A 23,771-nucleotide genomic window follows, 5' to 3' on the forward strand; every position below is an offset into this window, starting at 1 on the left:
CCTAATCATCATCGTCGGACTTCACGTCGGCGGCTGAAAGAGCTGCCGTCAACTTGCGCAGCCATGCGATCATCTGAACTTTATCAGGCCCCATGATCGCATCCAACTCGGCTTCGTGGTCACGGGCGTGCCTTGTGAGGTCCTCGAGCAGCATCTGGCCTTTTTCGGTCAAATGCAGTGTGCTGCTGCGAAGATCAGTCGGAACAGACCGTCTGTCTATGAATTCATTGCGGTGCAAATCGCTGAGAGCAGCCGTCAGCGTCGACTTGTCACGTCCGCTTGCAATTGAGAGCTGCTTTTGCGTGACCCCCGGATTATTGCCGATGATCGTCAGGATCGCGTAACGCTGGGGTCTCACCTGAAGCTCATCGACCTTTCGCGCAAACATGCGAAACGATGCCTCCTGAGCCAAGCGCAAGTGGAAGCCGAGAAAACTATCCAGAATACCCATATCAAGCGCTTCCGGCGGATTTGCCGGCTGGGCCTTTCGGTATTTGCGGGGCCTCGAAGGCTTGTTTTCCCTGGGTTTACGCATCGAACTCTTCAAATGTTGGAAAATTGGGATTTAGCATGCTGTCGACAAGCGGCAAACCGCTTGTGATCGATATTTTTCGTCCGGTGATGTTTTCTTTCAATTGCTCCCGCGCCGACCGTTAGGCCGAACTGCGATCCCTTGCAGCGGGCAAAATCACGAACGGTACTGTCAGAGTTCAAATCGTCAACAAACTAGTTGACAGCCAAACTAAATTCACTAAGCTTCTATAAAGGCTGACAATAGTGGCCTGGCAACATGCTTAGGAGGAGAAGCCTTTGTTGCATTCAGATACCCAGGGAATCGCTCCTGACGGAAGCGATTTCGCGATAGAAGCGCGCAATGCGATGAAGGTCTTTGGCGGTACGGTTACCGCCTTCAGCGATCTCGATCTCTCTGTCCGCAAACAGGAAATTCTTTGCATTGTCGGCCCGTCAGGCTGTGGCAAGACAACATTGCTGCGCGCCATAGCCGGCCTTACTTCGCTCAGTTCCGGTACATTGTCGGTGCAGGGCACTCGCGTACAGGGACCTCCCAAGGGGGTTGCCATGGTCTTCCAGCATTTCGGGCTCTTGCCGTGGAAGACTGTGTACGAAAATGCGGCGTTCGGTCTTAAGATCAATGGCGGCAGCAAGGCGGAAATTGCAGAGCGCGTTGAGTACTACCTGAACATTGTCGGCCTCAACGGCTTCGAAGCAAGTTACCCCTATCAGCTTTCCGGGGGTATGCAGCAGCGGGTTGGCCTTGTTCGCGCGCTTGCGATGAATCCATCCGTTCTTCTCATGGACGAGCCGTTTGCCGCACTTGATGCGCAAACACGGGAGATCCTACAGGAGGAACTGGTAAGCCTCATGCAGCGGCCGGAAGAGCGCAAGACAATGGTCTTCATCACTCATTCGATCGATGAAGCCATCATCATGGGTGATCGTATCGCTGTTATGAGTGCCAGGCCGGGCCGCATTCGCGAAATGATCGACGTGCCATTTGCTTGGCCTCGCGATATCGACGCGATCCGTTCCGATCCGGCTTTTGCCGAATTGCGTTTGCATCTGTGGCACCAATTGCGTGGACCGCTTTCACGTACCACTGCACCCCGAGAGGTCGCATGATCATTGTCAGGAATTCGAATGTGAGCGCCAATGGCTCTATTGGTGCCATCCGCGGCCTGCTTGCCAGCCGCATGATGCAGACAGCGGCGATCCGCGCCGTTTCCCTCATAACGATATTGATCATTTGGCAGGTCATTGGCCGAAGCGTCGATCCCGTACTTTTTACAACCCCGGTTGCCGTCGCTAAAGCGGCGGTGACAATGATCGGGAGCGGAGAACTATGGACCTATCTGGCGCCAAGCCTTCTTGTGCTTGCCTATGGCATGGCGCTGGCATGCATAATCGGAATTGCTGCGGGCTTGCTGCTTGCGCGCTACTGGATGTTCGATGTCGCGATTAGTCCGCTTTTAACATTCCTGTACTCGATCCCAACCGTCGCGCTGGTGCCACTGATCGTGATGTGGGTGGGCTTTGATACGGGTGCCAAGGTCGTGATCTTATTCCTCTTCGCTTTCTTTCCGGTGGCGATCAACACGTATCAGGGCGTTCGAGGCGTCGATTCGAAGCTCCTTGAAGTCGGCCAGGCTTTCCGCTGCTCCGAAAGACAGCTGTGGACGAACATCATTCTACCCGCCGCCTTGCCGTTTATCATGACGGGCTTGCGTCTTGCCCTTGGTCGCGGCCTGATCGGCATGGTCCTTGCCGATCTTTATACGGCCATATCCGGCATTGGATATCTTATCGTCCGGACGGCCAATACTTACCAGATCGACCGGATGTTCGTACCGGTTGTCCTGCTTGGTTTTCTAGGGGTCAGCCTTACGTGGCTCCTGCGCATCATCGAGGCTCGCGTTGCACCATGGGCCGCTCGAAAAGACAATGACTGACAGATTCTGAACAGCAAATCGATTTCCTGGGGAGGAGAATCCATGAGACACGTAGAACAGAAAGTTCGCTACATCGGACTTGTGAGTGTCGTTTTTCTGGCAGCCTGTGTTGCCACGACAAAGGGTGCCTGGGCCGAAGAGGCAAATTGTCCCAACGGCCTACGAAAAGTGAACGTTGGCGTCGGCGTCACCCCGCCGAACGTGGTCCACACCACGCCTTATATCGCCAAGGAGCTCGGTCTGTTTGCCAAACATTGTATCGATGCCAATATCATTCAATTCGATGGCGGTGGTGCGGGCACGGCAACCACTGCGGTAGCCCAGGGCACAGCCATTGGCAGCCTGCCCGAGGCGCCAATTGCCCAGGGAATTCGCGCCAAGCAGATTTGGGGTTTCCTGCCCCGCGCACCTCAGTCTTACACCGTTGTGGAAAAAATCAAAACCTTCGCCGATCTCAAGGGCAACAGGCTATCGGCAGCCGGCGGTACAGGCGGATTCAACTGGTTGATGGGCCGCGAAGTATTAAAAAAGGCGGGCCTGACGCTCAACGACGCGACCTTCGTTTCGCAAGGTACTGCCGGGCGCCTACCCGGATTGCTAACGGACCAGATTGATGGCGTCGTGTTGCATCCTGAAGACCTTTACATCGCGCAAAAGTCGAAACCAGGCGTCCATGTTCTCACCTCGCTGAGAGAGCTTTTGCCTAATATGGCCTTCAACAGCTATGGGGCGTCTACCGAGTGGATAGCGCGTGACCGCACCCTGCTGCGCGATACGATCGCCAGTATGATTGAAGCAAATCGCCTTATTTACACCGAGAAGGACAAGGTCGTTCCGATCATGGTCAAGGCGACCGAGAAGTCGAAGGAAGCCGTAGAATTCGCGTATGATTTCCTCACAGCGAATTGCATTTGGGCGGTGAATACAGGCTTCAACAAAGCGCATACAGAATGGTCGATCGACAATGCGATTGCCAATGGCGACATTTCTCCGGACAAAAAGCCATCCTTTGATCAAGTCGTCGATCTGGCGTTCGCGAATGAGGCGGTCGCCGCGGCGGGCGGACCTGTCACCATCGGCTCTTGCAAGGATTGAGGAAGATGAACGCAATCATAACGCCTCACGCCGGAAACTGGGAAGAGGTTCGCCATCGCCTCGACCAGAATGCCGCTTTCAACCGCATGCGTGGCACGCCCTACTATCGCGATGCGATCTACGAACAGTTTTCTGCGGCGGAATACAAGCGACGTTATGATGCCCTCAGAGCCAAAATGCGCGAAATGGGGCTGCAAGCGGCGATAGTACCCGGCGGCCCCAGCCATTGGAGCTGGGGTGGAGGAATGCTTTGGCTCACGGGCCATTGGGAATGGCATGCGCTGGCCTGCTACGTCCTGGTGCCACTCGAGGGAGAGGCGACACTCGTCTATTCCATGGGCGGCACGCATTGCGAGGCAACGCGCCGGGAAGTCGCTGCCGCAATTACCGACGTGCGCGGCAGCCGTGGCGGCAAATACGCCGAAGTGATGATCGAGCGGCTGAAAGAACTCGGGCTCGAACGCGCTCGCGTCGGCTTGCTTGAAGTTGATCCGCGACATCAAGATCATATGCCCTGGAACCAGGTTGAAACGCTGAAAAAAGGCCTTCCACACGCCGAAATCGTCATGACGCACGGCATCATGCACGAGCTCCTCTCGGTGCATAGCACGGAAGAGCTGGATTGCGTGCGTCAGGCCGGCAAACTCGTGCAGGCCGCGATGGAAGCGCTCGTCGAGCGGGCGCGACCAGGCATTCCAGAATACAAATTGCGAGCGGCGGCAGGTGCTGCCATTCTCGAAGGCGGCGGCGATATCGATTTCCTGATCATCGGGTCAACCCCGATGGCAGACCCGGCAATGGTGTTTGGCAATCCGCGCCCATCGCAGCGTGTACTGCAGCATGGCGATATCATCAACATGGAGCTCGCGGCATCCTATCGTGGATATACTGCGCAGATCGGATCTCCTGTCTGCATCGGCCAGCCGCCTGTCGAAGTGTCACGCTTCTGGAACGAGATTGCGAAGCCGGGCTTCGAGCTTATGGCAGCGACGCTGAAGCCCGGCGCCAATATCGAGGACATTCGCAAGGCAGGTGAATTTTTCCGGGAGAATGGCGTTCAATCTCGGCCGATCCATGCACACGGCATCGATCTCGTTTCCGATGGCCCGCATATATTCAAGGAACATGCGCATGCCGAACCTTTCGAACAGGTGCTTCGTCCGGGAATGGTGATTATGCCGGAGCCTAACCCGATCACGCCCGACGGTCTCCTCGGCATGTTTGTCGGACATACGTATATCATCACGCAAGATGGTGCCGAATGCGTCGATGATTTCCCGCTGGATTTGATTGTCGCAGAATGAACCTGCTCCGGCAGGTCAAGGAACGCGTGCTGCGTGATCTACGCAGCCGTCAGTTTTCGTGCGCGTCTGAGAAAAAAACACCTGCGGAATTGCGCAACAACAACGATGGATTTGATCGCATGAAACATAGTTTGATCTCCAAGGAAGATGAAGTCACGCCCACCGTAATTGCCGCGATGGAAAGGACGGACAATCCCCGCCTCAAGCAGATCATGGCGTCGGCGGTGACGCATCTTCATCACTTCATCCGGGAAACGCGGCCCACCGAAGAAGAATTTGAGGCGGCTCTTCGCTGGATTGCGGCCCTTGGCCACTCCACGAATGACACTAACAACGAGGTCGTTCTCGCAGCGGACGTTCTCGGCGCATCGACGCTGATCGATCTTATCAACAACGATGGAATGCAAGGCGAAACCATGTCCGCCCTGCTTGGTCCTTTCTACCGCGGCCATGCGCCCGACTGCAAAAACGGAGACTGTATCGCCCGTTTGAATACGCCGGGCTCCCCACTTTTTTTCAGCGGCAAGGTGATCAGCGCCGACGGTACGCCGATTGTTGGTGCAAAGCTCGATGTCTGGCAGGCCTCGCCTGTCGGTCTCTACGAAAATCAGGACGCCGAACAACCGGATTTCAATCTTCGCGGCGTTTTTCGCACAGATGATAAGGGTGAATTCAGTTTCACATCGGTCAAACCGGCAGGATATCCAGTGCCTACCGACGGGCCTGTCGGAGACTTGCTTCGCGCTCAGAACCGCGCTCCCATGAGGCCCGCGCATATCCACTTCATCGTTTCGGCGCCTGGCCATAAAACGCTAGTTACGCAGATTTTCGCAGACACGCCGGAGGCTTTGGCAAGCGATGTCGTATTCGGCGCCAAAACGCAGATTGTCGGCGATTTTGTCCAACATTTGCAGGGTGATCCCGCCTATCCGGAGGCGACGCCCCTATTTTTCGTCTGCGAGTACACATTCAAGCTCACCCGCGGCGTTCCGACCTTCCCTGTTCCGCCGATCACCGGCAAAAAGATTTAGGAACATAACGGATGTCTTCTTCCCTTAAACTTACCGGAAAAGTTGCCGTTGTCACGGGCGGGTCTGGCGGCATCGGTAGCGAGACCTGCAAGCTTTTGGCCGCAGAAGGAGCGACTGTCGTCGTCGGCTATCGATCCGGCCAGGAGCGTGCGCAAGCCATTGCCGCCGCATTGCACCGCACGGACCACACGGCCTTCCCTGTTGCGATCGAGGATACGACGTCGATCACGTCTTTCCGCGATGCCGTCCTGAAGCGATATGGCAGGATCGACATTCTGGTCAATGCGGCGGGCATCACAAAGCCGGTGCCGCATGCGGACCTCGACGCGCTGACCGACGAGTTGATCGACCAGATATTCGTCAATAACTGGCGCGGCGTCTTCGCCACCATTCGGGCCTTTGCACCGGCGCTCAAAGCGACGGGGAACGGGCTTATCGTCAATATCTCGTCGATTGCCGGCTTTACCGGCATCGGCTCGAATGTCGCCTATTGTGGAGCGAAAGCAGGTATCGACATTATGACAAGCTCGTTGGGCCGAGCACTGGCGCCGGACATCCGGGTGCTCGCAGTGTCGCCCGGCGCTGTCGATACCCAATTCGTTCCCGGACGAGGCAAGGAGTTCAACGAGAAGACAGCAGCGGCGACGCCGCTCAAACGGATCACTTCGCCTCTCGATGTTGCCGAAGCCATCGTAGCTTGTGCGACCCACCTCAAATTTTCGACTGGCACCAGGATTGTCGTCGATGGCGGGAGGCACCTCTGATGCAGCCTAAAGTCATCATCACCTGTGCGGTCACCGGAAACCTGACGACGCGGGAAAACCATCCGGGCCTTCCGGTCACACCGGAGGAAATCGCGAGTTCCTGCCTTGAAGCGGCCGATGCCGGCGCCGCCATCGTTCATATTCATGTGCGCGATACAGAGACGGGAAAGCCTTCGATGGAACTGGAGCATTATCGCGAGGTGGTGGAGCGTATCCGCGCCAAGAACAACGCGATCATCCTGAATATCACAACGGGTCCCGGCGGCCGCTATCATCCCAGCGACGACAATCCTGCTGTCGCCGGACCTCGTACCACCCTGATGCGGCCCGAAAGGCGTGTCGAACATATCGTTGCACTCAAGCCCGATATCGCCACGCTCGATCTCAACACCATGACCTTTGGCAACGAAGTGGTGATCAATACGCCGGGGAACATCAGGATCATGGCCGACATCATCAATGCGGCCGGCTCCAAGCCCGAGCTTGAAGTGTTCGATACGGGTCACATTGTGCTTGCTCAGGATCTGCTGACGGCGGGCGTACTGAGCTCACCCGCCATGTTCACCATCGTCACGGGTGTCAAGTATGGCTTTCCATCGTCGCCCGATGTCATGGCAACCGCGGCGCGGAGGCTGCCGTCCGATGCCGTATGGACGGGTTTCGGCGTCGGCCGCATGTCCTTTCCAATGGCGGTCCAGTCCTACCTGCTGGGCGGTCATGTCCGCGTGGGGCTTGAGGACAATTCCTATATTTCGAAAGGGCTGCTCGCCAAAGGCAATGGCGAACTGGTCGAACGGGCGCGCGATCTCATCGAGAAGCTTGGCGCCCAGATCGCCGAACCAGGCGAGGCACGGAAAATTCTTGGATTGAAAAGCTGATCGGGAGATAGATTTATGGATACGCAAACTGCACAAAAGGCTGGGAAAGCTCTGTGGCTCACGCAGAAGTCCCCCGATCTCGATAATCTCCAGATCGACGTCATCGATGTCGACGTGCCGCGTCCGGGTCCGGGTCCGGGTCAGGTCCTGGTCGAAATCGTTGCAGCAGGCGTCAACCCGAGTGACGTGAAGGCTTCCCTCGGCCATATGCCGCACGCTATCTGGCCGCGTACACCGGGCCGGGATTTCGGCGGCATCGTCCGGGAAGGGCCGGCCTCACTGGTCGGGCTTGAAGTCTGGGGCGGCGGCGGTGAACTCGGCATCAGCCAAAATGGAAGCCACGCACGATGGATGGTGCTGGACCAAAAGGCCGTGCGTGCCAAGCCGGAGAACCTGACGATGGAGGAAGCCGGCTCCATCGGTGTTCCGTTCATCACGGCTTTCGAAGGCCTGCAAGAAGCGGGCGGCGTACAGCCGACCGACGTGGTTCTGGTTTGCGGCGCGAACGGGAAAGTCGGTCAAGCGGCGATACAGCTTGCGACGATGGCCGGCGCCAATGTCTTCGCCGTCGAATACAATACCGGCACATTCATCGGCCATGCCAACAGTCCGATCGAGATGCTGAATGGCCAGACACAGGATGTCGCCTCCATCATTCGTGAGAAAACCGGAGGCCATGGCGCTGACATCGTGTTCAACACGGTCGGGAGTCCTTACTTCGAGGTGGCCAACAAGACGATGGCGAAATATGCCCGGCAGATTTTTATCTCCACCTTCGACCGTGCCGTACCCTTTGACATCTTCAATTTTTTCCGAGGCTGTCACAAATACATCGGTATCGACACACTCGCGCTCTCTTCCGTCGATGGTGCAAGGATTTTCGACAAGCTGAAACCGAAATTCGAAGACGGAAAACTAAAGCCTTTTCCCATCAATCCGGCCACCTGCTATAGCCTCGCCGACGCTTCAAAGGCGTATGCCTCAGTCCTGCGGGGCACTTCCGATCGCGTGCTTTTTAAACCTTGAGGGGGCTCCTTCATGCAAGTGATGCGCTATTGTGAGGCAAAGCCCTATCAAGCTCCAGAACACTACGGCATGCACTGTCTCCGCTTGCAGGGAAAGGAGGCAACGCAAACTGATTCCATCTGGATTGGCCTGTCTCATCTTCTCCCGGGAGGTCACACGTCGATGAAGGACGCAAGTGTGGAGAAAATCTATGTCGTGATCGACGGCGAGGTCACGGTCGAGACGGCAAGCGGGTCTGTCACGCTCAAATTCATGGATTCTTGCAGATTGGCTCCCGGAGAAGCCCGGGCGCTTGTCAACCGCACAAACGCGCCCGCTTCGATCTTACTGGTCATGCCTCAATAGCCCCGCGTTGGGGTTTGTCGCAGACTTTCAGCGAGGTGAGAATGACCCAGCGTGTAGCTGTTCTTATGCTTCGTTAACCATTTGCAGTTCCAAGAGGCGTGTAACCAAAGTAAGCTCCCGGCGAGGGTCACCTTGTGGCGGCGAGCCGGCGTGTCGTCGGCTTCCCTGGTCAAGCTTGCCGAGGCCGATGCGTTCCGGCCGGCTCTCAAACTTGAACGACGCGATGCGCGCTGGGCAATCAAGGCCTTGCGCGACCAACCGCTTCCGCTGTTTGCCGCAGCCGCCGATCGCGAGCGGGCGGTAATTGCGGAACAGCAAGAACCGGACGTGACGTTACGGCAAATGACCGAGGGCGCCAATGTCGTCGAGGACTACGGGCATACGGGGGTCACTCTGCGCGCCCACCCGATCAGTTTCCTGCGGGAGGATCTCGCCCGCCGAAAGATCGTCACCTGCGGCGAGGCGACATCGGCGCGCGACGGACGATGGTTGATGACCGCTGGCCTTGTCCTCGTCCGGCAGAAGCCCGGCAGTGCCAAGGGCGTGATGTTCATGACCATCGAGGATGAGACAGGCGTTGCCAATATCGTCGTCTGGCCGAGCCTGTTTGAATAACAGCGCCGTGTCGTGCTCGGATCTGCGATGATGGCGATCAACGGCAAAATCCAGCGCGAAGGCGGCGTCGTGCATCTGGTGGCGCAACGGATGTTCGATCTGACCGGTGATCTGGCGAGCCTCGGCGAGCGGGACACTTTCAGGGTGCCGACAGGACGGGGCGACGAGTTCGCGCATGGTTCACCGGGAAGTCCGGATAGTCGCGAGCGGCCGCCGATGGGCGTCAAGGCGCGAGAAATTTACATACCCGACCTGCATATCGATACGCTGAAGGTGAAAAGCCGGAATTTTCAGTGAACCGCGTATGAGCGGTTATTTAGCTTTTGTGCTTAAAATGGACAATGTCTTTGCGGCAAATTCGGGCGCAATCCCTGACAGCCTTTCCATCAATTCCACGACGGACAAAGTTGGTCGACGATAGCCTGCGGCCTGTGCGACGAGCGCCCCCAGGAGCCTGTCCGCCCCCTTACTCAACAGGGAGACAAGAAAATCGTCGGGTGTCATGGCGACGATGCCGGACGGAAGATCGCTGAAGTCTCGGATGTTCGATGTGACGATGATGCTAGCCCCGATCGCTGCAGCTGCTGCGGCCACGTGCCGATCCTTGGGGTGGTTCCGCATCGCCGGCTCCAGTGGTTCCCAGCCTTCGACATTCGCTTCGGGGAACGCCTCCTCCATAACGGCGCGCAATAACCCCGCTCTGGCGGGCTCCATTCCATAATCGCTGATAAGGTTGCGCGTGACTTCGTCCAGGATTCGCGACGACCAATGCGCGCGATAGCAGTCTGCCGCAGCTACGCGCAATAATGTATCGCGCAACATCATCGGGAATAGGACGTCGGCATCGAGGACGGCGATTGGCATAGGCACTCATCAAGATTCCCCCGATCATTCGGGGAGGTAGTTGCGTTTATAGCGTTTATACGCCATATTACCGGCATGGCCGTATCACATCGCACATCGTCAGACAAAAAACCCTCGAAGACTTCGAAAGCCGTTCCTGCACTCGAGCGGTCAGCCGCGGCCCGTGTCGCATCGCTGTTGGTTTCCCGTTCCGCAAAGCAGCATGGAACGTTTCAGGTAATCAATGCCGATGGCGAACGCCTGGACCTGCCAGATGCGCTGACCGACATCATGTATCGTGCCGCCGAACTCCTCGCGGACGGAAGACCTGTAACGGTTTTGCCCGACGAAGAGATGCTGTCAACGCAGGCGGCGGCCGATATTCTCAACGTATCGAGGCAATATCTCGTGCGTTTGGTCGATACCGGCGAGCTTGCTGGTGAAAAAGTGGGAAGTCACCGGCGTTTGAGAGCCGTGGATGTCGCAGCGTTCAAGGCTGTGCGTGACGCCAAGCGAACATCGGCGCTGGATCGGTTGAGTTCATTGAGCGAAGACGCTGGCGGCTATGAGCTCGAAATCAAGCAGCGCTGAAGGAGCTGTATAGCGCGCCGGGCTCGAATGCGCGGGTGCGCCACTTGTTCAATGATCTCTCAGAAGGGAGCCGAGCGTCGACTTGCACGTTTTTGTTCCCTCATCAAATACGGCGGACCTGTCACATCGCGTGTAGGCCGCCAGGGCGTAGCTCAACGCTTCCTCGTCCCATTCTTTGAAGATGCGCAACTCGTCGCTGCCCGGAATCAGGCCTGAATATGACTCAACATGCATTTGCTCCACCTGCATGAACTCATCATTCTCGGATGTGATATAAAAATGCGTCGCATCCCTCAGTGTGGCTTTGTAGTGAACACGAGCCGCCAGTTCGCTGAATTGGGCGCCGCTAACAGCGGATCCGGAGAGCGCGTAAGGCCCTCCTGGGCCAGCGTGCATTTGAAGCCCGCCGTCGCTAACAAATATCACCCCAAGCCGGCCGGCTCTGATCGCTACGGACTGTCCGAAAATATTTGTCGAGAGGTCGAACTCTTGATCTCCTCCGGTATCGGCGACCTCGTAAAAATACAGTGAAAAAGGCAAGTCCCCGTGGAGGCATCGGAATGTGGTGGGTTTTCGCGCGCTTTGGAGTACGAAATGGCAGTGCTGCAGTTCCTCGATGAATTGCGCAGGAACCATCGGCCCACTATCTGGTCGCTTGCGATCAAGTAAGAGGCCGGTCTCTTTCACGAGAAAGCCGATCAGGATTTTAGACAACCATCGGCCAAGGAGTAGTTTTTCGTCCTGAGTCTCTACTGTGCCACGCTCAATAATGGGCTGCACGGCGTTTTCAATCTGGGAGAGGAAACCGTTGTTGCAAGCTTCGCAACACGGAACAGTCAGATTTCGATATGGAATAAGTGTCCCATTCAGCAGGGTAAGACGCTCATTGAAGAGATTGAACTTATGCTGAAGCCATTTGGGAATCACGTGTTCGCCGGCGCCTGTGCTGGGGGGGCCGCCGCACGCAAAGCACATTCTTTGTGAAATGCTGTTTTCCGACACGGCCCTTGCCGATAGCTCGAGTATTCTCATTTTTCTCGTTTTCGGTTGGGTTTTCAACGGTTCACGCCGGGCCTGGCGATCATGGAAGAATCTCATTCGTCCCAACCCAGAATACCAAGCCACCGCTGCCTTGGACACCCGGCCATCAGGCTGCAAGCCAACGCCGACTCCGAAGGCCTGCCGGCTTCAGTCGCTTCCCTTGCGGACCGTTTCCACAATCAGGTAATTCTGAGGAAGCGCGTGGAGTAATTCAGCCCCAGGTTTCGTCAATTGAAGCCAGGATGTGTTGTTCCTAATCCTTGCACATAGGCGGGACTTGGCTTTCCTGAGTGTGGCGTCACCCTCTGGGACCGGGCTGTTGGCTGCGCTGAAGCCTTCAATTTAAAGTCTTCACCCTTCGGGCCGCCATCCCTGACGCGTACGTCGATCAGGGTCTGTCCAGCAACACGTAACGTAACATCAAGGTTCCCTTCCCAGCAGGCCGACGCCGCGCAGTTCCATCCCTGAGTTAGAGCCGAATCGGCAGGTTGCTTGATCAGGAAGTGGCCGTGCAAGTTAGCCCGAACGCAATCCGCTCCAACCATTGGCGTTGCCAACCCAGCTCTCTTGTCTGGCATCCCTAATCCAGTCCCGTCCTTGGGCAGTCAACCCGCAAGGGGTTCGCAGCTACTGCGACCTCTCTGGCTGCGCCGCCGAGGTGACCGCGGCCGGGTCCGGATCGAACGGGCGCCATCGAGCGGGGATTGGCCCCGCCAACGGATGGAGCCTCACATGTCGGATCTCAGCCTCGCACAGAACCACGCTTTCGATCTTGCCCGGACCCTGATGGTCCCGGTCACCCTCTTCGAAATCGATGGCGAGATCGGCGTCATGCTTTCCGCCTGATATGACGGCGATGAGGACGCCATCATCAATATCTATGATCCCTTTGCCTACGGATCGGCTCATTGAGCCGATCACCCCTTCGGGGGAGCGCGTGCCGCTTGCGCTGATGCGCGCGCAAGGGAGGCTTCGCCGCGAGCTTGTCCCGGCAGATCTGCACATTGCGAACCGCGCCCTTGCGCGCTTCCATCTTCGCGGCCTTGGGCGCTGACAGCCGAAGGAGTCAGAAAAGCTAAAGGAGGCGATATGGAAAAGAAGGACATCGAGGAGCTGCGTACCCGGGTGGGCTGCGCAGCCGTGCTTGAGCATGACGGATTCGCAATAGACAGGAAAGAGAGCACGCGCCGAGCGGTCAAATTCCGACGCGACGACGACATCATCATCGTCATCCACGACGACAGGGGCTGGTTCGACGCCCGTTCGGACGCCAAGGGCGATGTGTTTGCGCTCGCAAGCTATCTCCATGGGATCGGCTTTGCCGAGACCCTGGCGGCGGTCGGCGATCTTGTCGCGTTTCAGCCCACCGAGCCGGCCTGGGAGAAACCACTCCATCAAAAGGAGACGGTGGCTTCGATCGCTGACCGCTGGAACCATAGAAAGCGGCCGTGGCGAGCATCGGCGACATGGAGCTATCTTCGACAGAGCCGCGCGCTGCCGTGGCAGGTCATCTCCGCAGCGATCGAGGCGGACGTTCTTCGCGAAGGGCCATATGGCTCGATGTGGGCAAAGCATGTCGATGAGGCTGGCGCCGTTATCGGCTGGGAGGAGCGCGGTCCGGACTGGCGCGGGTTTTCAACCGGCGGCGCCAAGGCGCTCTTCCGGTTTGGAATGAACGACGCTCGTCGGATCTGTGTGACGGAGGCGGCAATCGACGCGCTAAGCCTGGCAGCGATCGAGCAGACACGATCCGACACGCTTTATGTCAGCACAGGTGGCGGCTGGTCGCCGTTGACCGCGCTCGCGCTGGAAAACTTAGCGTCCGGGGAGGGCGCGTGGCTTGTGGCCGCGACCGACAACAATGTCCAGGGTGAGGTTTTTGCCGATCGTCTGCGCCAGATGGCGGACAGCGTCGGCTGCGATTTCTCGCGGCTGAGGCCGCGATGTGAAGACTGGAATGAGGAAGTGAAGGAGAGGAGGGAGAGAGGAGAGCTGCCGCATACGCGGCCAGCCGCATCAAGGGTGAAGCTGCCGCCCGCCTGACGGCGGCCCTTGACCCGCTGCCCGCGAGGCGCCGGCTGAGGAGGGGTGATCAAAGGACTGAACAGAGAGGTCGATCAGGCTTCGCTTCAGTCGCACCCCAAGGAGCCGCAGATGTTTAATCCTCCCACCATCCGCAAAGTATTCGAAGGTGTGGCCAGCCGCCACGAAATGTACGCCCTGTTCAACCGCCACAGCCAGTCGCCATTCGACGATGACCGTATTTCCGGCAGGCGCTATGTCGGCGAATGGTTCGAAATTACAGAAGCCGACCACGATCATATGTTCGAAATCCTGCTGCCGCTGTTTTACCGCGGCGACATGTTCGCCATGCGGGAGTTTCTGGCCGCCAGCGTCACCAGCGTGTTCTTTGCATTGATGATCGACGATCGGTCTCGCTGGTTTCACGGCTATTGCGACCTGGGCGATCGTCAGTCGCCAGACCGGATGCGCGGCGAGATCATCGCACGGGAATCCCGCCCAGTCCGCGCCATGAACCGACAGGAAAAGCTCGATCATATCTGGAGCGCGACCGGTCCGGATTTTCGTGGCTATGCCGACGGTCGCTTTCCAGCCGATCTGCGCAATCGCCGGATCGTGCTCGTCTATCCCTCAGCACACGGCAAGATCTGGAAGCTGCTCGACGATCTGACCGACAAGGAGATCGCCGCCAAGCTGCCAGTACAATTCCGTCTTCTGCCGGAAACCATCGCTGCCTGACGGCGGCCTTCATTACCAAACCTCCACCATCCGCAGCCTGGCAACTCCGCTTCTTCCCGCGAGCGTGCCTCGGCGCGCCCACTCACAGGAGTTTTTCCAATGGCGCATGACGATCCTTTCACCATCGACCTGTTCGGCAATACATCTCTCGCATCCGGCTTCGATCTCGGGGTGCCGGGTTTCGCAGCAGATTTCGGGACCGATATTGACCCCCGGCCCTTGACACCGGCACCAGCCGCTCCGGTCCGCAAGGAACCGAAGCCCAAAGCGCAGATGCGGACGAAGGTCGATTTCCGACTGGAGGGTTCACGCGGTCTCGCCAAATCTTGGCGCGACCGGGCACGAGACAATATCGCCGCCATCCTGCTTGCAAACGAGATCGAGCGTCATGGTCTGGCGGCCCGACCTGACCAGCAGGCCAGGTTGATCAAGTTCACCGGTTTCGGCGCGTCGGACTTGGCCAACGGCATATTCCGCCGTCCGGGCGAAGAAGCGTTTCGCAAAGGCTGGGAAGAACTCGGTGGCAATCTTCAAAGCGCCGTTGTGGCGGCCGACTACGCGTCTCTGGCGCGCTGCACCCAATATGCCCACTTCACACCGGAGTTTATCGTTCGTGCTATCTGGTCGGGCCTGGTCCAGATCGGATTCAAGGGCGGACGGATCCTGGAGCCGGGTGTTGGCACGGGCATGTTTCCGGCGCTGATGCCGGAGACGCTCTCGACGGTGAGCCATGTCACCGGCGTCGAGCTCGATCCGGTGACAGCCCGCATTGTCCGGTTGCTGCAACCACGGGCCAAGATCATCACAAGTGATTTCTCGCGGACGGAGTTGCCTGCGCATTTCGATCTGGCGATTGGTAACCCGCCGTTTTCGGATCGGACAGTGAAAAGCGACCCGGCTTTCCGTTCCCTCGGTTTCCGGCTGCATGACTATTTCATCGCCAAGTCCATCGACGGCCTAAAGCCCGGCGGGCTTGCTGCTTTCGTGACCTCATCCGGCACAATGGACAAGGCGGACGTCCGTGCACGCGAACATATCGCTGGCATGGCCGATCTTGTTGGAGCAATCCGCCTGCCCGAAGGCAGTTTTCGGGCTGACGCCGGCACGGATGTCGTGGTCGATATCCTCTTCTTCCGGAAGCGCCGCGCCGACGAGCAGGCTGGGGACGACAGATGGGTCGATCTCGCGGATGTTGGGTTGGAGGGCGCGCGCGATAGCGTCCGCGTCAACAGGTGGTTCGCCGATCATTCCGACATGGTGCTGGGCCGCCATGTCATCACCTCAGGTCCGTTTGGCGAAGCCTATACATGCCTCCCTTTTGACAATGACCTCGAAACGATCTTGAACTCCGCAATCAGTCAGCTGCCCGCCGATATCTATGACGGTAAAGCTTCCACAATCGACTTCGCCCCTGAGGACGAAGTCGCGGAAGCCGTGGCAGAGTGCCCGGATGATCCAAAGGTTCGCGAAGGCAGCTATTTCATCGGCAAGGCCACGACGCTGATGCAGGTGGTGGACGGGGTCGCTGTCCCGGTCGAGGTCAGGAAGGGCCGCAGCACCGATGGCATCTTCGCCAAGCATGCCCTGATCATCCGCAAACTAATCCCGATCCGCGATGCGGTGCGGCTCATTCTCAAGCTTCAGGAGCGCGATCAGCCCTGGACCCGGGCGCAGGTCTCATTGCGCATCGCCTGGTCGAGCTTCGTGCGCGAATTCGGCCCGATCAACTCCACGTCCGTCTCGACATCGGAGGATCCGGAAACCGGTGAAGTCAGGGAGACCCATCGCCGGCCGAACCTGGCGCCGTTCCTCGGCGATCCCGATTGCTGGCTGGTCGCCTCCATCGAAGATTATGATCTGGAGGCCAACACCGCCAAGCCCGGGCCGATCTTTACCGAGCGCGTCATCGCGCCGCCGGCGGCACCTGTGATCACCTCGGCGTCGGATGCGCTCGCGGTAGTGCTTAACGAGCGCGGCCATGTCGATCCTGATCATATTGCTGAGCTTTTGCACCGTGATGTAGGTGATATCGTCGGCGAGCTGGGGGAGGCAATCTTCCGCGATCCATCCGACGGCTCGTGGCAGATGGCTGATGCTTATCTGTCCGGCGCAGTCCGCTCGAAGCTCGCGGTCGCCCGCGCGGCCGCGGACCTCGACCTCGCCTTTGAACGCAATGTTGCGGCGCTGGAGCGCGTCCAACCTGCCGATCTCCGGCCGTCGGATATCACCGCACGTCTCGGTGCCCCGTGGATCCCGGCCGATGACGTTGTCGCCTTCGTCAAAGAGACGATGGACACCGCGATTTCCATCCATCATCTGCCGGAACTGGCGACCTGGACGGTTAATGCCCGTCAGCTGGAATGGTCGGCGGCCGGTACCACCGAGTGGGGCACGCACCGTCGTCATGCCGGCCAGCTTCTGTCTGACGCGTTGAATTCGTCCGTACCCCAGATCTTCGACACGATCCGCGACGGCGAAACCGAGCGCCGGGTGTTGAATACCGTTGAGACGGAGGCCGCCAAGGAAAAACTCGCCAAGATCAAGATGGCCTTCCAGTCGTGGATCTGGGCCGATCCATATCGCACCGATCGGTTGGCGCGTGTCTATAACGACACCTTCAACAACATCGCGCCGCGATCCTTCAACGGCGATCATCTCCAGCTCCCCGGCGCCTCTGGCGCCTTTTCTTTGTACGGGCACCAGAAGCGGGGCATCTGGAGGATCATCTCCGCCGGTGCGACTTATCTCGCTCACGCCGTCGGCGCCGGCAAGACGCTGACCATGGCGGCCGCCATCATGGAGCAGCGGCGTCTGGGCCTGATCGCCAAGGCGATGCTGGTCGTGCCCGGCCATTGCCTGGCGCAGGCCGCCCGCGAGTTTCTGGCGCTCTATCCCAACGCACGGATCCTGGTTGCCGACGAGACCAACTTCGTCAGGGAAAAGCGCCATCGATTCCTGTCGCGGGCAGCGACCGCCACCTGGGACGCCATCATCATCACCCATTCGGCCTTTCGGTTCATCTCCGTGCCCTCATCGTTCGAGGCCCAGATGATCCAGGACGAGTTGGAGCTATACGAGGATATGCTGGTCAAGGTTGATAGCCAGGATCGGCTGTCGCGCAAGCGCATCGAGCGCATGAAGGAAGGTCACAAGGAACGGCTTGAAGCGCTCGCCGCCCGTAAGGATGATCTACTGACCATCTCCGAGTTGGGCGTCGACCAGATCATCGTCGACGAGGCGCAGGAATTCCGCAAGCTGTCCTTCGCCACCAACATGTCGACGCTGCGCGGTGTCGATCCGAACGGTTCGCAGCGGGCCTGGGACCTGTTCGTCAAATCCCGCTTTATCGAGACGAAGAACCCCAGGAGGGCGCTGGTGCTGGCCTCGGGCACACCGATCACCAACACGCTCGGCGAGATGTTCTCCGTCCAACGGATGATGGACAGCCAAGCATTGTCGGAACGTGGTCTGCACGAATTTGACGCCTGGGCATCGACCTTCGGCGATACCTCGACCGAACTCGAACTGCAGCCGTCGGGTAAATACAAGCCGGTCACGCGCTTCAGCCAGTTCGTCAACGTCCCGGAACTGATTGCCATGTTCCGCTCGTTTGCCGATGTCGTGCTGCCAGCTGATCTCAGGACCTATGTGAAGGTCCCTGAAGTCTCCGGTGGCAAGCGCCAGATCGTCACCGCCGAGCCAACCGCTGCTTTCAAGGCGTACCAGAAGCAACTTGATATCAGGATCAAGGCGATCGAGATGCGCGATGGTCCGCCAAAGCCCGGTGACGACATTTTGCTCTCGGTCATCACCGACGGCCGGCATGCCGCGATTGATCTTCGGCTGGTCGATCAGGCCATGGGCAACGAGGCCGCCAACAAGCTGAATGCACTCGTCATCAATGCCCACCGGATCTGGCAGGAAACGGGAGAGGCGGAGTATCGTCGCAAGGACGGCAAGCCGTTCGACCGGCTGGGCGCCGGCCAGTTGATCTTCTCCGATCTCGGCACGATCAATGTCGAAGCATCCCGCGGGTTTTCCGCATACAGATGGATCCGCGATGAGCTCGTCCGCCTTGGCGTGCCGGCTTCCGAAATCGCTTTCATGCAGGATTACAAGAAGTCGGATGCCAAGCAGCGGCTGTTCAACGACTTCAATGCCGGAAAAGTCCGCGTCCTGATCGGATCGTCCGAGACGATGGGCACCGGCGTCAATGTCCAGGCTCGGCTGAAGGCCCTGCATCACCTCGATGTTCCGTGGCTCCCATCGCAGATCGAGCAGCGTGAGGGCCGCATCATTCGCCAGGGTAACCAGCATGACGAGGTCGACGTGTTTGCCTACGCGACGCTCGGCAGCCTCGACGCCACCATGTGGCAGAACAACGAGCGCAAGGCTCGGTTCATTGCGGCGGCGCTGTCCGGCGATACCAGCGTCCGCCGGCTAGAGGATATGGGCGAGGGGCAGGCAAACCAGTTTGCGATGGCCAAGGCCATCGCCTCTGGCGACGAGCGGCTGATGCAGAAGGCCGGGCTGGAGGCCGAGATCGCCCGTCTCGATCGGCTGCGGGCCGCCCATATCGACGATCAGCATGCGATCCGGCGCCAGATCCGCGATGCCGAACGGGATATCGAGTTTTCCAGCCGCCGGATCGAGGATGTGGGAAAGGACATCAAACGTCTGGTCCCAACCCTTGGCGACGCATTCACGATGCAGGTCGGAAGTGCCGAATTTGACGAGCGAAAGCTCGCGGGCCGCGCGCTGATGAAGGAGATTCTCACGCTGGTTCAGCTTCAGCAGGAGAATGAGGTCATCATTGCCACGATCGGCGGCTTCGATCTCGCCTATCACGGCGAACGGTTCGGTAAGGATGGCTACCGCTACGAGACACTCCTTCAACGCACAGGTGGCGACTACGAGATCGACCTGGCCGTAACAACGACGCCGATCGGTGCCATCTCCCGGATCGAGCATGCGCTTGGCGGATTTGAACAGGAACGCGAGAACCACCGGATCCGGCTGGTCGATGCGAAACGTCGGCTCACCTCCTACACGCCACGTCTGGGGGAAAGCTTCTCATTCGAGGCGGAGCTCGAACTCAAGCTGAGCCAACTGGACGGGATCGAAAGGGATCTGGCGGCAACAGCCGATGAACCAGAGGAGGATCACCAGGAAGCCGCGTAAACGACGGCATACCTGTGGTCACTTGAAACGGCGGTGCTCGATACACATTTATCGGTCATCACCCGTTTCGATGGTTTCCTGCAGTGGCAATTGCCGCGCGTTCGAAGCTGTCCGGGTTAGAAAGGGCGCTCCCCGAAAGGGTCGAGCGCCCTTTCGTTTTCAAGTGCGCGAGCACTTTCTGCCATCGGACCTATATTTTTTATCAGCCTGTCAGGCTGCGGAGCGGTGCTTTTTGGCACGAGATCTTGCCGGGTTTTCTTTTGTGACGGGCCCGGCATCATCATCGAACAAGGAAGACAGGACGACCGGATGCCGGTCCGGAAAACGAGCCACGAGTTCCAGGGTGCCGCCCATGGCCCCGACATAACTGCGCAACGTGGACAGAAGCAGATCGCTCCGCTTCTCCAGGCGCGAAATATTTTCCTGTTTTACACCGAGCGTTTCGGCCATACGGACCTGGGTGAGGTCTCGCGCCTTGCGCAGATCCTGGAGCGTCCGGTATTCCTCAAGCCGCTCGTTGCCCAGCTGTTCGAGCCGTTCGCGACGTTCTGCAGGAAGGCCCTGAAGGACGTCATCCAATGATCTAGCCATTCTTTTTCTCCTTCATTGCGTCGAGGTGCTGTGTCAATCGCTGATCAGCTTTTGCGATCAGCACTTTGTAGAACCGCGTCTGACTGCCGCCCGATTTGTCGCCTGCCACTAGGAGGATTGCCCGGCGCTCGGGATCGAACGCATAAGCCAGTCGCCAGACGCCGTCTGCAGCCTTGAACCTTAATTCCTTCATATTCGCGTGTGCCGATCCCTTGAGCGTATCGGCGTAGGGACGACCAAGTTGTGGACCGTAAGCTTTCAAGAGCGGCAGTGCCGCGAAGATTTCGTCCTGCACCTCTTCCGGCAGTGCTGAAAACTCCGGGTCGAACTCGTCGTGGAGCAGAACTGCCCATTCCTTCGTCATAATATGATCTCAGAGTTATATGCTGTCAAGGTTATATCGTTGGGTGATTCTGTTTGGGCATCCAAGTTCAATATCCTACAGCGCCTGGTGCGAAATGGCCAATCGAGGTCGAGCAGATCTAAGGCGAGAGTAGAACGAGAAGGGGAAAGAACGGGATAGGAAACCGGTTCGCAAGGACGGTCCAACGGCTGCCGGTTCCCTCAATCGCGCCGGTCGCCGAGACCTGGCCAGCTCGTCTCGCAAGGCAGGCGTGCCTCGCTTGCCCGCAAGCCAGGTCTGCTCCGGCGCAATTGCAGCCGCCGGCCCCTCCTGCGGCTCGGGAGATGTCTTCGAAAAGAAGATGAGAGGGCAAGGACAGTCCGTCCGCCCGAAACCTGGAGATTATCCCATGCAGTTGATTACAGCCGACCCGCGCAGCCTGAAGGACAATCCCGACCGGTCACGCCAGTCGAAATCCTCACCCCAGTCCGACGCGTTGTTGTGTGCATCGATCCGCGCCATCGGCGTCGTGCAGCCACCCATCGTCAAACTCGATCCGGAGGGCGGCAACAGCTACGTCATCGTCTTCGGCCATCGGCGTGCAGCACAAGCCATCGCTGCGGATCTCTCGGAAATCCCGCTTCTGCTGGCCGATCCCTCCGACGATCTTGGCGCCATGCAGTCGTTCGCGGAGAACATCGCCCGCGAACCGCTGAACCCTGTCGACCAATGGCGCGCCATCGAGCGGCTCGTGGCGCTTGGATGGACCGAGGAGTCGATCGCCATGGCGCTGGCGCTCCCCAGCCGGCAGATCCGAAAGCTGCGGCTTCTGGCCAATATCCTGCCCGCCATGCTCGACCAGATGGCGCGTGGCGATATGCCGAACGAGCAGCAGCTGCGCACGATCGCCGCTGCCGGCCAGGACGAGCAGGCCGAAGTGTGGAAAAAGTATAAGCCGAAGAAGCAGGACCCGCAGGTCTCGTGGTGGGAGGTCGCCCGCGCGCTGACCACGACCCGGATGCTGGCCAAACATGCAAGCTTCGGTGAAGATCTGGCACAGGCTTACGGCATCACCTGGGTCGAGGACCTCTTTGCACCCGCCGATGAAGACAGCCGTTACACCACTGATGTGGAGGCGTTCCTCGGCGCCCAGCAAGAGTGGCTCTCCAACAACCTGCCCAAGCGCGGCTCGGTCATCGAGGCTAATGAATATGGTCAGGCCAAACTTCCGGCAAAGGCGCAACAGGTCTACGGCAAACCGGGCAAGGGCGACCTGACCGGATGGTACATCAATGCGCGCGACGGTTCGGTTCAGTCGGTTGCCTATCGCGTGCCCGACGTGAAGAAGCCCAAGCTGGTCAAGGATGCCGATGGTGTCGAAACCGTCGTCGATGAGGTCGAGGCACCGAGAGCGCGGCCCGACGTGACCCAGAAGGGTCTCGACATGATCGGCGACTTGCGCACCGATGCATTGCACGAGGCGCTTGCCCGGGCGCCGATCGAGGACGACACGCTGATGGCTTTGCTCATTTTGGCCTTTACCGGCACGAATGTCACGGTCGCCAGCGGCGCATCGGACAATCCCTACGGTCATGCCAAATGCGCACTGCATGCTGCCCGGCTGATCAGTGAGGACGGCAAGCTGTCCTTTGATCGAGAGACACTGGTGCAGGCTGCGCGCTCGGTGCTGATCGAAGTCCTTTCGCTTCGGCGCAATCGCTCCGATAGCGGCCTGATCGCCCGCATTGCCGGGGATGCGATCGGCGCCGATCAATTCCTGCCCAATATGGCGACCGAAGACTTCCTCTCATGCCTGTCGCGCAACGCGCTGGAGGCTGCGGCGGAAACAGCAGGCGTGCCCGGCCGGATCAAGGTGAAGGATACGCGTGTGGCTCTGGTCGAGCATTTTGCCGAGGGAAAACTGGTGCATCCGGCAGCGCTGCTCGCGCCATCCGCTGAGGAGGTGCGATCGTGGGTCGGACGCTACACCAGCGTCGACAGCGGATTGGAGGATGCTGACGACGTTCCCGATACGCTTGAAGATCAGCTCTCTGGTCGTGACATTGTGGACCATTCTGCGGCCGAGGAAGAGGCGGACGAAGGTTTCCGCGAGGCTGCCGAATAGCACCAGGCATCAGGATCTGAACCAACGCCGCTGGCTCACGCTGGCGGCGTTTCTGTTTCGAGCAATCAGAAGGAGTTTGTCATGGCAGAGATCCATGATGACATGGCCACAGAAAAAGCAGTGCATCAGGCTGAACTAAGGGCATTGGACCGGCCGACGATACAAGCAGGAGCGTCGACGCCTTGGGGCACGGCACAGGTCTCGCGACGATATGCCGACGGTATCGTTCTGCATTCGACCGCCGGCCATGGTGGTTTCCATCTCGCCGAGAATGCCAATACCATCGTCCATGCCCTCTATCGTAATGACACCGAATTTTACGAAGAGGATTGTGAATGGGCGAAGGTTGCCCATGCTTTCCCGGATCTATTCACGACCTATGAACGTCGGTTGGCCGATCGGACGCTTCGCGACTATTTTCCTGATGCCTACGAGCGCGTCACGGGCGCAATACTGAACGGCAGTCAGTCTCACATGCGGGACAGGCAGGAATTCGAGAGTCGCCATCGCAACGACTGGGTGGTGATCGCAGCCCTCAATTCCGATCATCAGCCTGGCTTTGTCGAGTGCATCGCGACGCTGGGCGGGATCCGGGGCGAGACCGGCGAACGACGGTTCCTGGTTCCACGCTCCGACTACGTGATCGGCCGGCATGGCTTCGTCATCGATCCACTGAAGCAAAGGCCATATGACGGTCCGTCCAGCTTCGTGACCTGGGCGGCGCAGCGATGACAGTCGCGTCCACTGACACCGACGCTCCCCGAAGTCAT

At 58.8% G+C, this 23,771-nt stretch carries 20 protein-coding genes and 2 pseudogenes; 17 read left to right on the plus strand and 5 right to left on the minus strand.

All coding sequences use genetic code 11. The annotated features are described in order from the left end of the window. Position 1 precedes the first annotated feature (1 nt). Positions 2–535, minus strand: a complete 534-nt coding sequence (locus HFC70_RS22125; RefSeq protein WP_210259384.1) for a MarR family winged helix-turn-helix transcriptional regulator — start codon at positions 533–535, stop codon at positions 2–4. A 278-nt stretch (positions 536–813) separates the two neighbouring features. Here HFC70_RS22125 and HFC70_RS22130 point away from each other — a divergent pair, with 278 nt between their 5' ends. The 10 genes and pseudogenes from HFC70_RS22130 to HFC70_RS22175 form a co-directional block, all read left to right on the plus strand. Next, positions 814–1,641, plus strand: a complete 828-nt coding sequence (locus HFC70_RS22130) for an ABC transporter ATP-binding protein (protein WP_210259385.1) — start codon at positions 814–816, stop codon at positions 1,639–1,641. Continuing rightward, entirely contained in the window at positions 1,638–2,468 is an 831-nt protein-coding gene (locus HFC70_RS22135) for an ABC transporter permease (protein ID WP_168475456.1), read from the plus strand. Before HFC70_RS22130 ends, HFC70_RS22135 begins: the two co-directional genes overlap by 4 nt. A gap of 42 nt (positions 2,469–2,510) precedes the next feature. Continuing rightward, positions 2,511–3,563 (plus strand): ABC transporter substrate-binding protein, encoded by a 1,053-nt coding sequence (locus HFC70_RS22140; protein ID WP_168475457.1) that lies wholly within the window; start codon positions 2,511–2,513, stop codon positions 3,561–3,563. A 5-nt stretch (positions 3,564–3,568) separates the two neighbouring features. Beyond that, positions 3,569–4,867 carry a Xaa-Pro peptidase family protein gene (locus tag HFC70_RS22145; RefSeq protein WP_246735913.1) on the plus strand — a complete coding sequence of 433 codons (1,299 nt, stop codon included), beginning with the start codon at positions 3,569–3,571 and terminating at the stop codon, positions 4,865–4,867. Then, positions 4,864–5,898, plus strand: coding sequence for a dioxygenase (locus HFC70_RS22150; protein WP_210259386.1), 1,035 nt, complete (start codon positions 4,864–4,866; stop codon positions 5,896–5,898). The genes HFC70_RS22145 and HFC70_RS22150 overlap by 4 nt, the downstream gene beginning before the upstream one ends. Positions 5,899–5,909: 11 nt before the next feature. Continuing rightward, positions 5,910–6,662: an SDR family NAD(P)-dependent oxidoreductase gene (locus HFC70_RS22155; RefSeq protein WP_168475459.1), complete on the plus strand. Its 753-nt coding sequence runs from the start codon at positions 5,910–5,912 to the stop codon at positions 6,660–6,662. Next, entirely contained in the window at positions 6,662–7,540 is an 879-nt protein-coding gene (locus tag HFC70_RS22160) for a 3-keto-5-aminohexanoate cleavage protein (RefSeq protein WP_168475460.1), read from the plus strand. Before HFC70_RS22155 ends, HFC70_RS22160 begins: the two co-directional genes overlap by 1 nt. A 15-nt stretch (positions 7,541–7,555) precedes the next feature. Then, positions 7,556–8,566 carry a zinc-binding alcohol dehydrogenase family protein gene (locus HFC70_RS22165; RefSeq protein WP_168475461.1) on the plus strand — a complete coding sequence of 337 codons (1,011 nt, stop codon included), beginning with the start codon at positions 7,556–7,558 and terminating at the stop codon, positions 8,564–8,566. A 12-nt stretch (positions 8,567–8,578) separates the two neighbouring features. After that, positions 8,579–8,911 (plus strand): cupin domain-containing protein, encoded by a 333-nt coding sequence (locus HFC70_RS22170; RefSeq protein WP_168475462.1) that lies wholly within the window; start codon positions 8,579–8,581, stop codon positions 8,909–8,911. A gap of 132 nt (positions 8,912–9,043) precedes the next feature. Beyond that, positions 9,044–9,823, plus strand: a pseudogene (locus tag HFC70_RS22175) (OB-fold nucleic acid binding domain-containing protein); the annotation flags it as partial. Between the two features lie 15 nt (positions 9,824–9,838). On the opposite strand, the gene HFC70_RS22180 reads toward HFC70_RS22175, so the two are convergent. After that, positions 9,839–10,390 carry a PIN domain-containing protein gene (locus HFC70_RS22180; protein WP_168475463.1) on the minus strand — a complete coding sequence of 184 codons (552 nt, stop codon included), beginning with the start codon at positions 10,388–10,390 and terminating at the stop codon, positions 9,839–9,841. Positions 10,391–10,465: 75 nt separating this feature from the next. Between HFC70_RS22180 and HFC70_RS22185 the strand changes: the two genes are divergently transcribed. Beyond that, a complete protein-coding gene (locus tag HFC70_RS22185) occupies positions 10,466–10,960 on the plus strand; it encodes a helix-turn-helix domain-containing protein (protein WP_210259387.1) in 495 nt (164 codons plus the stop codon). 48 nt (positions 10,961–11,008) lie between these two features. Here the strand turns inward: HFC70_RS22185 and HFC70_RS22190 are convergent, their stop codons facing one another. Continuing rightward, positions 11,009–12,058 (minus strand): hypothetical protein, encoded by a 1,050-nt coding sequence (locus HFC70_RS22190; RefSeq protein WP_168475464.1) that lies wholly within the window; start codon positions 12,056–12,058, stop codon positions 11,009–11,011. Positions 12,059–12,733: 675 nt separating this feature from the next. Here HFC70_RS22190 and HFC70_RS27070 point away from each other — a divergent pair. The 4 genes and pseudogenes from HFC70_RS27070 (at position 12,734) to HFC70_RS22205 (ending at position 19,942) form a co-directional block, all read left to right on the plus strand. Then, positions 12,734–12,913, plus strand: a pseudogene (locus tag HFC70_RS27070) (hypothetical protein). Positions 12,914–13,090: 177 nt separating this feature from the next. Then, a complete protein-coding gene (locus HFC70_RS22195; protein WP_168475465.1) occupies positions 13,091–14,044 on the plus strand; it encodes a DUF3991 and toprim domain-containing protein in 954 nt (317 codons plus the stop codon). Between the two features lie 111 nt (positions 14,045–14,155). Continuing rightward, the gene (locus HFC70_RS22200) at positions 14,156–14,761 is read left to right on the plus strand and encodes a DUF1419 domain-containing protein (RefSeq protein ID WP_168475466.1); all 606 of its coding nucleotides are present in this window, start codon (positions 14,156–14,158) and stop codon (positions 14,759–14,761) included. A 99-nt stretch (positions 14,762–14,860) separates the two neighbouring features. Beyond that, complete coding sequence (locus HFC70_RS22205) at positions 14,861–19,942, plus strand: helicase-related protein (protein WP_168475467.1); 5,082 nt, start codon at positions 14,861–14,863, stop codon at positions 19,940–19,942. Between the two features lie 210 nt (positions 19,943–20,152). Here the strand turns inward: HFC70_RS22205 and HFC70_RS22210 are convergent, their stop codons facing one another. Both HFC70_RS22210 and HFC70_RS22215 read right to left on the minus strand, forming a co-directional pair. Further along, positions 20,153–20,521: an XRE family transcriptional regulator gene (locus HFC70_RS22210; RefSeq protein WP_210259388.1), complete on the minus strand. Its 369-nt coding sequence runs from the start codon at positions 20,519–20,521 to the stop codon at positions 20,153–20,155. Positions 20,522–20,525: 4 nt separating this feature from the next. Then, entirely contained in the window at positions 20,526–20,897 is a 372-nt protein-coding gene (locus tag HFC70_RS22215; RefSeq protein WP_070150050.1) for a type II toxin-antitoxin system RelE/ParE family toxin, read from the minus strand. 388 nt (positions 20,898–21,285) lie between these two features. Here HFC70_RS22215 and HFC70_RS22220 point away from each other — a divergent pair, with 388 nt between their 5' ends. Both HFC70_RS22220 and HFC70_RS22225 read left to right on the plus strand, forming a co-directional pair. Further along, positions 21,286–23,001 carry a ParB/RepB/Spo0J family partition protein gene (locus tag HFC70_RS22220; protein ID WP_168475469.1) on the plus strand — a complete coding sequence of 572 codons (1,716 nt, stop codon included), beginning with the start codon at positions 21,286–21,288 and terminating at the stop codon, positions 22,999–23,001. Between the two features lie 81 nt (positions 23,002–23,082). Beyond that, positions 23,083–23,733 carry a hypothetical protein gene (locus HFC70_RS22225; RefSeq protein WP_168475470.1) on the plus strand — a complete coding sequence of 217 codons (651 nt, stop codon included), beginning with the start codon at positions 23,083–23,085 and terminating at the stop codon, positions 23,731–23,733. Positions 23,734–23,771 lie beyond the last annotated feature (38 nt).

It is taken from the genome of Agrobacterium sp. a22-2 (genome assembly GCF_012276985.1).
Taxonomy (GTDB): domain Bacteria; phylum Pseudomonadota; class Alphaproteobacteria; order Rhizobiales; family Rhizobiaceae; genus Allorhizobium.